Genomic DNA, 12,958 nt, shown 5'->3' on the forward strand with positions numbered 1-12,958 from the left:
CCCTGCATTTTTGCAGGGCGGGTTCAGATCAATTATTGATATCGATTGTTTCTTCTTCGCCTTCTTCAATCACTTCATCCGAATAAGGCGGCTTGATGACTGAAGGAGGTTCATCCGATTTCGTTTCGCGAAGCTCAAAATATTTGTCCAGTGCCTGACGCGCAATCAGGTTGGATGTAGGCGGCACAACACCCGTATTGGTCGTGATATATGGAATCATAACCGAGAATGCGACTTCCGGATTATCATAAGGCGCAAAGCCTACATGGGTGGTTGTCAGTGAATCCTTAGTGTAGAACGGACTATCTACATTATCATAATACTCGACTTCAGCAGTTCCGGTCTTGCCGGCTGCTGTGTAATCGGTATCGTTGAAATAAGCTCTCGCCGACCCCTGGCTCCCGGTATAAACATTTCGCATCCCTCTTTTCAGATGGTCGAGTTCCGCCTGTGAGTTGCTGATTCGGTTCAGGATTTTAGGCTCCACGACTGCCTCTACAGGACCCAGGTTCTGTCCATCAGTGGATGCACCGCGAATTTCCTTCACTAAATGCGGCTGCATCCGGTAACCGCCATTTGCGATGGTCGAGATATACTGCGCCAATTGAAGCGGCGTATACGTATCAAACTGTCCGATGGCAAAGTCGAGCAGATTCCCTCCGACATTTGTAGCCCCTTTATAGCCGGTGCCTTCAAACGGAAGGTCGATGCCTGTTTTCACACCAAGACCAAACTGGGCAAATGAATTCCGCATGGTTTGGAAGCTGCTGGCAGGAATATTGATCGGTTCATCGTATTCATAAGTTTCATTTGCAATTTCCAGCGCTATTTTGAACATATAGACGTTGGATGAACGCTCGATTGCCTTCAGGTCAGTCAACGGGATCCTGTTGAAATGGGATTGGTTGAAAATCGAACGTTTTGGAGGAGTGCCCCGTATGATCAAAGGTTCATCGATCAGGGTTTGATTCATGCTGACAGCACCTTCAGAATAACCAGTCAGCAACGTGGCGCCTTTTACGGATGATCCGACTGCATAAGCTGCAGTCGCAGCTGCGTAGGATTGATCGAGCACCACCATCTGCCCATTTTCATCACGTTCGATTTTCTTGCCGATCATGGAAAGGACTTCGCCCGTGCGCGGGTCCATCATCACCAGAAAGGCATCTCTCACCAATTGTGAATTGGGTCCGGCCTTCAGTTCGCGCAGATTGGTCTCCACTATATCTTCAAGCGCAGAATGCAATTCGCTGTCAATCGTAAGCATCAGGTCCTTGCCTGGCTTCCCTTCATCTGAAGGTACGGTTTCGATGACCCGGCCGCGGCCGTCAGTGATATTTTTCACAACCGACTTTTGGCCCTGGAGCACTTCTTCATACTGCTGCTCGAGGAAACTGGTCCCGACCCGGTCGTTACGCGAATAATCCCGCGCCAGGTAATATTCCAGATTATCGGAAGGGATCCCCTGTTCCGGTGTTGTCGTGCTGCCGAGAATGGTCAAGTCGCTTGTCTTAACCCGTTTCCAGTCCGTGATGGTGTTGACACCTTTCAATTTTGGATCCGTCAGCCTTTCCGATACCCTTGCAAACTCTTCAGGAGTCACATCTTCATTTTTGATGATTTGAGGCGACAGGGCATAGCCCGATGTCATTTCACGGAAAATCGCCAATGTTTCAATATCTTCGGCACTCATGCTTGCCAATTCTGCGTCCGTAATTTTTTCCCGGATCAGATTGTCTATCTTGCGCTGCTTTTCTTTTTCAGTAATATCTTCATTCTGGATGGCTCTCCGTTCTTCATCCGTCACTTTGGCAGTCGCTTCTTCCGTATTCAGCATGATATAGAAATCACGCTTATCCCGGTCAGTTACTCGCTTGTCATCCTTTTCGATCAATCTGGCAAGTTCTCTTGCCGTTTCCAGCATTTCCGTTCGCTTGGTCGTCTGCATAGCCGTGTAGGTGATGGCACTTACTGGATTGTTATCGACCAGCACACGCCCTTCCGAATCGAAAATGCGTCCGCGCGGCACACTGGTATTGACCGGCACTTCTTCCGTTCTCGCCAATATGCGGGCGTAATCTTCACCTTTAACGATTTGAAGGTAGCCCAGTCTGAGGATCAATAAAGAGAACAATAGAAAGATGGAGAAAAAAAGGACATTCATTCGAAAGACGGTATGGGATTTCAGCTTCGACTTTGCCTGGCTTACTCTCCTTTTAGTGGGTTGAGTCATTTATCTACGGTCTCCTTCCGGTTAAATATCCAAAAGTCAGTATATCATCGAACAGCAAAAAACACACACTTTTTCAGACGAAAAAGTGTGTGTCAGGTTGCATATGAATTAGATTATTTAGCTGCTTCGTAACGTTTCGATACTTCATCCCAGTTTACAACATTCCAGAATGCTGCCAGGTAATCCGGGCGTTTGTTCTGGTATTTCAAGTAGTAGGCATGCTCCCAGACGTCAACTCCAAGAATCGGCGTTTTGCCGTCCATCAATGGAGAATCCTGGTTTGCAGTGGAAGTGACTTCCAATTCGCCGTTTGAAACAGCAAGCCAAGCCCAGCCAGAACCGAAGCGAGTTTTACCAGCGTTTTCAAATTGCGTTTTGAATTCGTCGAAGCTGCCGAATTTGCTGTCGATCGCTTCAGCAAGAGCACCCGATGGAGCTCCTGTGCCATTTGGCGTCAATAATTGCCAGAACAGTAAGTGGTTAGCGTGTCCGCCACCATTGTTGCGAACTGCTGTACGGATATCTTCAGGAACTGCGTTCAAATCGGAAATTAATTCTTCTACAGATTTTGAAGCTAGATCCGCATGGCCTTCCAAGGCTGCGTTAACATTCGTAATGTACGTATTATGGTGTTTCGTGTGGTGGATATTCATCGTTTCTTTGTCGATGTGTGGTTCAAGTGCGTCATACGCGTAAGGTAGTTCCGGTAATTCATAAGCCATGATTAAATTCCTCCTTGAGTCTATTGTTCTACTTTCCTAGCGTAACAAAGAATCCGGATTGATACAATTAAAATGCACGATCATGCATTTTAATCAGACCTTTGACCGAGTCAGACGACAATGAAGAACAGGATGACCATCACCAGTTGGATGATCCCTTTAGTGAAGACCGATGTGATGAATCCGACTACCGATCCGATTCCGGAATTGAAGGCCTGCTTGAACTTCGAACGGTTGAAGATCAGTTCCGCACCGATTGCCCCGATAAATGGTCCAATGATGATCCCGATGATCGGCAGTACGAACGGCCCGATGATGAGGCCGGCCATGCTGCCCCAGAATCCGGCACGAGAACCGCCGAAACGTTTCACGGTATAGGCATTGGATAATGCGTCTGCGCTGAACAGCAGACCGACGAACAGGACCTGGATCAGCCAGAACCACCATGGCAGATCAGCGAAACTGAAGAACAGGCCATACATGACAAATCCGCCGAAGATAAACAGGACTGCCGGAATGATCGGATATACAAGGCCGATAAAACCGATCACAAAACATAAAAGAACGACAATCCAGCCAATCACTTCAATTGCTTCCATATAGTTGCCCCCTCTAATTTCAATGCACAATCACCCGTTAAAGACATAAAAGATCGAATTGGCATTACGTACAGCTAACAAGCCGATAATTTTCCTGCCATAAAAAAGCTCCCTTTCATCGTGCCCTACATTTTTTAAAATGTAAAGAAAGATGAAAGGGAGAAAGTCGATTTTGAAAATTTTTAAGTTCTGTTGCCCAGGATCGCTTCTGCAATATTCACTGCGTGGTCGCCTATGCGTTCAAGGTTGCTGACGATATCGACGAACACGATGCCGGCCTGTGCAGAACATCTTCCTTCGTTCACACGCAAAATGTGCTTCTTACGGAATTTACGTTCCATCTTATCGATGAGATCTTCCTGCTCCGCAACTTCGCGCGCAAGTTCATGATCAGAAGTGTCAAGGGAAACAAGTGCTTTTTGAACTGTTGCAATCGTCAACGTGAACATTTCTGTCAGGTCTTCCATAGCGTCTTCAGTCAAGTTGACTTTATGGTTTTCCTGATAATCGATCAGTTCCAGTACGTTTTCGAAATGATCCCCGATCCGCTCGATATCACGGACAGTTTCCATCAAGACGGTATGACGTTCTGAATCTGCAGACGAAATCGATTCTGCAGATATCAAAATGAGGTAATCCGTAATTTTCCCGTCAAGATTGTTAATTGCATCTTCCAGCTGGTAAGCTGTTTCTGCATTTTTCTTACTTTTCGTTTTAAGGTAGGCATAAGTTTCTTCCAGCCCCTGCACTGCATAATTACCCATGCGGAGAATTTCCTCTTTCGCCTGGCCGAGTGCAATGGATGGTGACTGTTCGATGAAATGAATATCAAGGTGTTTCGGTTTAAATTCGATCGTCACTTCTTCACCCGGTATCATCTTCGTCACAAGGTATGCCCATAAACCGATGAGCGGGAATTGAATGATCGTATTCGCTACGTTGAATGAACCGTGTGCAAATGCGATTTCCATTTTCGGATCAAGGCCCAACGTTGCTGCCAGCCAAGCGACATAAGCTGTAAAAGGATTGAGTAAAATAAGGAAAATGACAGAACCGATGATATTGAATAGTACATGGACGGCTGCTGCGCGGCGTGCTGCTACGGATGTACCGATTGCAGCCAATACCGCAGTAATCGTCGTACCGATGTTATCGCCGAATAATACTGGCAAGGAGGCTCTTAGATCAACTAGACCTTCTGCATACAAGCCTTGCAGAATTGCGATGGTACCACTGGAGCTCTGGACGATCAGCGTAAAGATTGTCCCGACTGCCACCCCTAAAATCGGCATTTCGCTCAAGTTGACTGTCATATCGATGAATGCCGGCAATTCACGCAACGGCTTCATCGCTCCGCTCATCGTTTCCATTCCGAAGAATAGTCCCCCGAAACCGAAAATGACCTGTCCGATATTCTGTACTTTATTTTTCTTGAAGAAGAAGATCAGGAAAGCACCGACTGCCATAATCGGCAAAGCGTATGCCCCTACATCTAGCCCGATGATGAAAGCAGTAACGGTCGTCCCGATGTTTGCCCCCATGATGACTCCGATTGCCTGACGCAAAGTCATGAAACCGGCACTTACCAGACCGACGACAATAACTGTCGTACCAGAACTGGACTGAATCAGGATAGTTACGACAATACCAACCAGAACCCCCATGAACGGATTGGTCGTAAAGCGGTCCAAAATATCCCGCAATTTGTCTCCCGCCGCTTTTTGCAAGGCATCTCCCATATATTTAATGGAGAAAAGGAATATACCCAGCCCACCAAAGAAGGTGAACAGTATTTCTTGCCAGTTCGTTTCCACGATTAACATTCACTCCTAGAATAGCGTATTCACACCTTGTCTATTATGAATAGTTCTACAGTCAAATGTAAATACCTTTAATAAAAATTTACATTCCCGTAACAAAGCCCGATTATTTTTGGTTTCGTCTCATGTTACGATAGAATCAATTGACGAAAGGAAGATGAAATTGAATATTTACCAGTTGCTGAAAGCCAGTATCATGGAACCTAAAAAGCAGGCAGCCGTCAGGATATTGCCGATCGGTAAAATTATGCGCTTTGTTTTCCTGTTCATCCTGCTGCTTGCCATTGTGGCTTTCATTGAATTCATCAGTGGCTTGAACACCGTTTCAGGAGAACTCGATGGCTTGCTTCTATATATAGAAGAAATCGAATGGCTGCTCTACCCACTGGCATTCCTTCTCCTGTTCGTCACCACGACGCTCTATCACTTCATCAAGATCAGTTTATTCGCATGGGTCGGGATGGCCTTCCTGAAATTGATGAAACGTCGGGGTGAATACCGGCATTTGTGGAGAACGGCAGCCCTCAGCGTCACATTTCCGACACTATTATCGTTTGCTGCAGGCTATTTCGTTGAAAATGAATGGCTCCCGATGCTTATTACACTGTCGGCATCCGCCTATCTTTATCTGGCAGTCCGATATTATCCGAAAATGCCGCCACAGCGCAAATGAGCTTCGACCGTTCTTTCTTGTATTTTACAGCCAACGACTGCTAAAATAGCAATAGGCATCCATTAGAGCCGGAGCTGGGCTGAATTTCAGCCCATTCCGGCAGAAGATAACGGGAACGGCTCATATCGCCGGAAAATCCCAAAAGGAGAGATAATTGATGAGTGAGATCATTCACCGTTCAAAAACACGCCCGATTAAGGTTGGAGACATCACAATCGGCGGCAGTAATGAATTATTTATTCAGAGTATGGCAACAACCAAAACCCATGACGTGGAAGCGACAGTAGCGGAAATACTCCGACTCGAGGAAGCAGGTTGCCAGGTTGTCCGTGTAGCATGTCCGGATGAACGCGCAGCATATTCTATCGGAGAGATAAAAAAACGCATAAATATCCCGCTTGTTGTCGATATCCATTTTGACTATAAATTGGCGCTGATCGCCATCGAGCAGGGCGCCGATAAAATCCGTATCAATCCGGGCAACATCGGACGCCGCGAAAAAGTGGAAGCTGTAGTCAATGCAGCTAAAGCGAAAGGCATTCCAATCCGTATCGGTGTTAATGCAGGTTCACTTGAACGTAAAATCCTTGAAAAATACGGCTATCCGACAGCTGACGGCATGGTCGAGAGTGCCCTTCACCACATTAAGATCCTTGAAGACCTCGATTTCCATGACATCATCGTGTCCTTGAAAGCATCGGACGTCAGCCTTGCAGTCGAAGCCTATGAAAAAGCTTCAAAAGCTTTTGATTATCCCCTTCACCTGGGTATCACTGAATCCGGCACATTATTCTCCGGAACTGTGAAATCAGCTGCCGGACTTGGCGCTTTACTTGCTAAAGGCATCGGTAATACACTCCGCGTGTCATTGAGCGCCGATCCTGTTGAAGAAGTGAAAGTGGCACGCGAAATGCTGAAAGTTTTCGGACTTTCTTCCAATGCTGCAACTTTGATCTCCTGCCCGACATGCGGCCGGATTGAAATCGACCTGATTTCAATTGCCAATGAAGTGGAAGAATATATTTCACACATCAAAGCTCCGCTGAAAGTCGCTGTACTGGGCTGTGCGGTCAACGGGCCTGGCGAAGCGCGCGAAGCGGACATCGGCATTGCCGGTGCACGCGGAGAAGGATTACTGTTCATGCATGGTAAAACTGTCCGTAAAGTTCCGGAAGAAACAATGGTTGAAGAGCTGAAAATCGAAATCGATAAACTGGCTCAGGAATATTTTGAGAAACAGGCCGCTGAGAAAGCGGAAATGGAAAAACAACAAGCCTAAGGTTGTGATGCAGTGAGATATCGTTTCGGCATTGATATAGACGGGACAGTGACTTCTCCAACGTCGCTGATCCCCCACATCAACAAACAGTTCAACAGCGAACTGACATTGGACGACATCAAGGAATATGATCTGACATCTGCCCTCCCCCATCTTGAACCCGGGGAATTCTACTCCTGGTTCAGGGAAGCGGAATCTGCAATCTATGCTTCTTCTCCCGTTTCGGAAAATGCGAAGAATATCTTGAACCAATGGAAAGAACGCTATGAATTATTCTACATTTCTGCCCGCGGCGAAAACGTTTCGGATATTACATTGGAGTGGTTCAAAAAACACGCCATCGCCTATGATCATATCGAATTGATCGGCAGCCACAATAAAATCGAAACCGCCAAAAAGCATAATGTCCACCTCTTTTTTGAAGACAAGCATGATAACGCGGTCGATATCAGTGAAGAATTGGATATTCCAGTGATTCTCTTTGATACCCCTTATAACCGCCTGCCTGTTCCAAAAAATGTGATCCGGGTATATAACTGGCTGGAAGCAGAAGAATTCGTCAGCAATGAATTTGCGCTGGAAGAACTGAAAACAAAATGAACATTAAAAAGCCGATTGCTTGCGCAATCGGCTTTTCTTTATTTACATTCCGGGCATCTGCCGTATATTTCGAATTTATGGTTATCGATTTCATAAGCTGGCAACGCAGCTCCCAGCAAATCCATCGGGCATAGCGGAACTTCCTTGATCTTCCCGCAGTCCATGCAGATGAAATGGTGGTGATGCGAATCACTTTCGCATTGCATGCGGAAATGGCGTTCACCGGAAAGCTCTGTTTCCTCCAGGATCCCTAAACTGACAAAAGTCGCCAGGTTGCGGTAGACCGTATCATAGCTCATGCTCGGATAATCTTTCTGCATGACATCCAGCAAGTCACGCGCAGTCAAATACCGCTCGTCATTTACGAATAATTCAAGAATCTGATTGCGTTTCGATGTTTCCTTAAAACCGTTATCTTTCAGAATATCCCACGCTTTTTGAAGATTCATGCGATCGCTCCTCTTTTCATGTTCACAGCTATTTTCTTATAGATCAAAACCAGCAGCAATAATCCAATCGATGTTACGACAATCGTACCTCCAGGCGCCAGGTTGAAATAGAATGCAGAAATCAGGCCGGCGATGACAGAAGCTTCCCCGAAGACGATGGACAGGATGATGGTCTGTTTAAAGCTCTTTGATACGCGCATGGCAGCGGCCACCGGGATCGTCATCAGTGAAGACACCAGAAGGATCCCGACGATGCGCATCGAACCTGCAATGACCAGGGCCGTCACGATCATGAACATAAAATGCACCCATTTTGCGGGCAGTCCTGAAGCTTTTGCGTATTCATCGTCAAATGACAGGACGAACAGCTCTTTGAAAAAGACGATGATAAATCCTAGTACGACCAGGGCGATTGCTGAAACGATCAGGAAATCTTCCCTGCTGACTGCCGATACCGAACCGAACAGATAACCGAAAAGATCATTCGAGAATCCTTGTGCGAGTGAAATGAAGATCGCCCCGAATCCGATTCCTGCCGACAGGATGATCGGGATGGCCAACTCTTCATAATGCTTATACAGGCTGCGCAGCCGTTCAATCAGCACGGAGCCGCCGACAGATGCGGCAATCCCTAGAAACAACGGATTGAGGGCAGCAAATGCAGCAACGCTCTGACTCAGATAAAGGCTGCCGGCAATCCCGGCAAGCGTCACATGGCTCAGCGCATCTGCGATCAGCGAGAGCCGCCGCACCACAATGAAAACGCCGAGCAAAGGTGCAATGACACCAATGATCAATCCTGCGCCGAATGCGTTCTGTAAAAATTCATAAGTTAAAATGGCTTCTATCATGGTCAATGTGCGCCTCCTGCATGATGGATTTTGCGGACAGAATGGCCATACCATGACGCACGTTCTTCATCGCTCAAAGTTTGGAACTGTTCCTTGAAACCGTGGAAATGAATGGTCTGGTTCAGACAGGCCACATGTGATATCCGGTCTGTTACCGTATCTACATCATGCGTGACCATAACGAGAGTGATGTCCTGTTTACTGTTCAGCGCCGCAAGCATGTCATAAAATGCCTGAACGTTTTGGTGATCGATCCCTACCGTAGGTTCATCAAGAATCAGCATTTTCGGCTTTGACACAAGCGCTCTGGCAATGAAAACGCGCTGTTGCTGGCCGCCGGATAATTCACTGATGCTCCTTTTCAGGAAATTTTCCATGCCGACCGCTGTCAAAGCTTCCAGCACACATTCATCTTTATTTTTCGGCATCCGCCGGAACAAACCCGCTTTTTTCGCCAGTCCCCCTGCCACCACTTCTTCGACAGTCGCCGGAAATCCGGAATTGAAAGAATTTGATTTTTGGGATACATACCCGATCCATTCGCGGTTCTTGAAGTTCTTCGAATCCACTCCGAACAATTTGATCGACCCTTTTGTCGGTTTGATCAAGCCCAGCATAATTTTGAGCAATGTCGATTTGCCGGAGCCGTTCGGGCCTAAAATAGCCAAAAAATCCCCTTTTTGCACCTTCATCGAAATATTGTCGAGTGCCTTCGTTTCTTCATAGTCAAAACTGATGTCTTTGATTTCTATCAATGGCGCATCCATATTGCCGCCTCTTTTCTAATTAATAATGATTACGATTTACATTTTAAAAGTATAGGACAGTTTGCCTGCCTTGTAAACCTTTAGAACTCAAAAAGAAAACTCCTCTATTAAAGTGAAGTTTTCACAGTCTGTCGAGAAACATCATCTGCTTCCATCATTTCGCTGCATACGGACGCGTTCCGCAGGGAGCTGCCAGAGCCTCCTCGATAGCTCACGCTATCTGCGGGGTCTCAGGACTCGCTCTGTTTCCTGCAGGAAAGACATTGGCCGAAGCGGACGAGGACAAGTCTTTGCGACGAAGCAGCGAAGCGATTCAGGAGCACATCTCTGTCCTTCGCCGCATGCTGCTACATTTTATAACTTTAGAAATACGTGAATATTTTTCTCAATAAACCAATATATCTAACCTATCTCTTTTATAGAAAGCGATTCTAAGATATGGAGCAAAACAGCGAAGACTCCCAAAGGAGCAGAAAGGGAGTTGGCTTTTCAACTCCCTTTCGAGCGAAGTGCTGAGATCCACTAGGGCGAAGTGCAACGAGGCCTAGTTAGCTAAGAGTTGGCCGTAGTTTGCAAGGCCAACTCTTTGCGACGAAGCTAGCGAAGCGATGCAGGAGCACGGGTTTTCGCAAGCCCCCAGGAAAGCGAAGCTGTTTTGCGGAATATCGGTTTTCATATCTTCTTTCTCAACAATTTGAAAAACCCCTCTATTAAAGAGGAGCTTTCATTTCTTCTATTACGCCGGGTGTAAAGATGCCGGCTTTGAACATTTCAATTTCAAAGGCATAAGGCGCTTTTTTATTTTTGGCATCTGCTCCGACATAAGGAGTTTCAAGGATTTTCGGTACATGCTTCAAATCGCGGTGATGGACAATGCCGTTTAACGCGTCAAAGCCGATTTCACCGAATCCGATATTTTCGTGGCGGTCTTTCGCTGCTCCGCGGACGTTTTTACTGTCATTGATATGCAGCACCTGCAGGCGGTCAATCCCGATGATGCGGTCGAATCCTTCCAGCACGCCATCAAAATCCTCTTTGATGTTATAGCCGGCGTCATGGGTGTGGCAAGTGTCGAAACACACTGACAGGCGCTCATTATTAGTGACGCCGTTGATGATGGCAGCAAGTTCATCGAAACTGCGTCCGCATTCCGTTCCTTTGCCCGCCATCGTTTCAAGGGCGATATTCACCGGATAGTCCTGGCTCAGCACTTCGTTCAGGCCTTCGATGATCTTAGCGATTCCAACATCCGCTCCAGCACCGACATGGGCACCGGGATGAAGGACGATCTGTTTCGCCCCAAGAGCCGCAGTGCGTTCGATTTCCTTTTGAAGGAATTCGACGCCAAGTGCAAAGGTTTCGGGTTTTTGGCTGTTGCCAAGATTGATGATATAAGGTGCATGAACGACGATATCCGACAGGCCGTTGGCTGCCATATGCGCAAGTCCTGCTTCGATATTCAGCTCTTCAATGGGTTTACGCCGCGTGTTCTGCGGTGCACCTGTATAAATCATGAACGTTGATGCGCCGTAGGAAGCTGCTTCTTCACTTGCTGCAAGCAGCATCTTCTTGCCGCTCATCGATACGTGAGATCCGAGTAACATAAAATATTCGACTCCTTATTTCTTGCGGTTCTTTCTGCGTTCCGCTTTTTTAATTTCATCCATTTTCCACTTCATCTTTTTCTTGTACATCGGTTTCACCGATTTCGGTTTATGGACCATCGTTTTGGCTTTCGCATCTGCTTCGTTGGTTGTGCGGACACGCGTTTTTCTGCTGTGGCGCTCTTTCAGGTCCACAAACTCACCCTTAACGATATCTTTCTGCTGGAACGGGATGCCCATTTTCTCAACGCGTACGATGGCATCGTCCTCTTCCGGTTTGAACAGGGTGATGGCAAGACCTTTCATCCCTGCGCGGGCTGTACGGCCGACACGGTGAATGAAGAATTCCAGGTCTTCCGGCAATTCATAGTTGATGACATGGCTGACACCCTGGATATCGATTCCGCGTGCGGCCAGATCAGTCGCTACGATATATTGATATTCCAGGTCACGGATCTGGCGCATCATTTTGACACGTTCACGCGGAGCAAGGTCACCGTGGACACGGCCGACTTTGATGCCTTCTTTTGCCAATTGGTCTGCCACATAATCCGCATTCGTGCGGGTATTGACGAAAATGATCGCCAGGTAAGGGTTGATGATTTCCATCACGTCTTTCAGGCGTTCCATTTTCTTCTTGCTGCGGACAGGAACCAGATAAAAGTCCAGTCCGTCTGCTGTCGGTTTCTTATCATCGATTTTAATGTGGACCGGCGATTCCATGTACTTTTTCAGGAACGGTTTCAACTTTTCTGGAATTGTCGCAGAAAAGACATACATTTCAAGGTCTTCCTGCATTTTCCCTGCAACCTGATCGATTTCTTCAATAAAGCCCATGTCGAATGCCAGATCCGCTTCATCCACAACCAGGATTTTTGCCGTGTGGACGAACAATGCACGTTCGTTCACCATATCTTTCAGGCGGCCTGGCGTGCCAATGACGATATGCGGCTGGGTTTTCAATTTATCGATGGAACGCTGCTTATCCGTTCCGCCGATAAACGATTTGACTTCGATGCCTGATCCTTCTGTAAGTTTCAGGACTTCATTGTACAGCTGTGTGCCGAGCTCACGTGTCGGAGCAGCGATCACTGCCTGCACTTCCTGGCGGCTTACGTCGATCCGTTCGACGACAGGAATGATGAAACTATGCGTTTTGCCTGTCCCTGTATGGGATTGGCCAATCGCACTGTTGCCTTTCAATATATGAGGCATGATCTGTTTTTGGATCGGAGTCGGTTCTGTAAAACCGAGTTTCTCCACTGCCTCCAATAGGAATGGTTTTAATGAATATTCGTCGAAATTTGTCATGGGATAAAATTCCCTCCTTACGCTTCGTATATTATAGCATAAACGGACAC

Annotated in this window: 12 protein-coding genes; 3 read left to right on the forward strand and 9 right to left on the reverse strand. The window is 46.9% G+C overall.

Features of this window, described 5'->3' with window-relative positions:
* Positions 1-28 precede the first annotated feature (28 nt).
* The 4 genes from IQ294_RS05590 to IQ294_RS05605 all read right to left on the reverse strand — a co-directional run bounded on the left by IQ294_RS05590 (position 29) and on the right by IQ294_RS05605 (position 5,377).
* Positions 29-2,233, reverse strand: a complete 2,205-nt coding sequence (locus IQ294_RS05590; RefSeq protein ID WP_203333029.1) for a peptidoglycan D,D-transpeptidase FtsI family protein — start codon at positions 2,231-2,233, stop codon at positions 29-31.
* 113 nt (positions 2,234-2,346) lie between these two features.
* Complete coding sequence (locus IQ294_RS05595) at positions 2,347-2,955, reverse strand: superoxide dismutase (protein ID WP_238942668.1); 609 nt, start codon at positions 2,953-2,955, stop codon at positions 2,347-2,349.
* 110 nt (positions 2,956-3,065) lie between these two features.
* The gene (locus tag IQ294_RS05600; protein ID WP_203333322.1) at positions 3,066-3,545 is read right to left on the reverse strand and encodes a DUF456 family protein; all 480 of its coding nucleotides are present in this window, start codon (positions 3,543-3,545) and stop codon (positions 3,066-3,068) included.
* 191 nt (positions 3,546-3,736) lie between these two features.
* The gene (locus tag IQ294_RS05605) at positions 3,737-5,377 is read right to left on the reverse strand and encodes a Na/Pi cotransporter family protein (protein ID WP_238942670.1); all 1,641 of its coding nucleotides are present in this window, start codon (positions 5,375-5,377) and stop codon (positions 3,737-3,739) included.
* Positions 5,378-5,537: 160 nt separating this feature from the next.
* Here IQ294_RS05605 and IQ294_RS05610 point away from each other — a divergent pair, with 160 nt between their 5' ends.
* The 3 genes from IQ294_RS05610 (at position 5,538) to IQ294_RS05620 (ending at position 7,926) form a co-directional block, all read left to right on the forward strand.
* Complete coding sequence (locus tag IQ294_RS05610; protein WP_203333030.1) at positions 5,538-6,047, forward strand: DUF1189 family protein; 510 nt, start codon at positions 5,538-5,540, stop codon at positions 6,045-6,047.
* Between the two features lie 157 nt (positions 6,048-6,204).
* Positions 6,205-7,326 (forward strand): flavodoxin-dependent (E)-4-hydroxy-3-methylbut-2-enyl-diphosphate synthase, encoded by a 1,122-nt coding sequence (gene ispG, locus IQ294_RS05615; protein ID WP_238942672.1) that lies wholly within the window; start codon positions 6,205-6,207, stop codon positions 7,324-7,326.
* A gap of 12 nt (positions 7,327-7,338) precedes the next feature.
* On the forward strand, positions 7,339-7,926 hold the full coding sequence (locus tag IQ294_RS05620) for a hypothetical protein (protein WP_203333031.1): 588 nt from the start codon (positions 7,339-7,341) through the stop codon (positions 7,924-7,926).
* 38 nt (positions 7,927-7,964) lie between these two features.
* Here IQ294_RS05620 and IQ294_RS05625 read toward each other — a convergent pair whose 3' ends face one another.
* The 5 genes from IQ294_RS05625 to IQ294_RS05645 all read right to left on the reverse strand — a co-directional run bounded on the left by IQ294_RS05625 (position 7,965) and on the right by IQ294_RS05645 (position 12,908).
* Positions 7,965-8,375: a Fur family transcriptional regulator gene (locus IQ294_RS05625; protein WP_203333032.1), complete on the reverse strand. Its 411-nt coding sequence runs from the start codon at positions 8,373-8,375 to the stop codon at positions 7,965-7,967.
* On the reverse strand, positions 8,372-9,226 hold the full coding sequence (locus IQ294_RS05630; RefSeq protein ID WP_203333325.1) for a metal ABC transporter permease: 855 nt from the start codon (positions 9,224-9,226) through the stop codon (positions 8,372-8,374). Before IQ294_RS05630 ends, IQ294_RS05625 begins: the two co-directional genes overlap by 4 nt.
* A gap of 2 nt (positions 9,227-9,228) precedes the next feature.
* A complete protein-coding gene (locus IQ294_RS05635; protein WP_203333033.1) occupies positions 9,229-9,993 on the reverse strand; it encodes a metal ABC transporter ATP-binding protein in 765 nt (254 codons plus the stop codon).
* Positions 9,994-10,703: 710 nt separating this feature from the next.
* Positions 10,704-11,597 carry a deoxyribonuclease IV gene (locus IQ294_RS05640; RefSeq protein ID WP_203333034.1) on the reverse strand — a complete coding sequence of 298 codons (894 nt, stop codon included), beginning with the start codon at positions 11,595-11,597 and terminating at the stop codon, positions 10,704-10,706.
* Positions 11,598-11,612: 15 nt separating this feature from the next.
* Positions 11,613-12,908: a DEAD/DEAH box helicase gene (locus IQ294_RS05645; protein WP_203333035.1), complete on the reverse strand. Its 1,296-nt coding sequence runs from the start codon at positions 12,906-12,908 to the stop codon at positions 11,613-11,615.
* Positions 12,909-12,958 lie beyond the last annotated feature (50 nt).

This window comes from Planococcus beigongshangi, from assembly GCF_016820495.1.
GTDB classification, from domain to species: domain Bacteria; phylum Bacillota; class Bacilli; order Bacillales_A; family Planococcaceae; genus Planococcus; species Planococcus beigongshangi.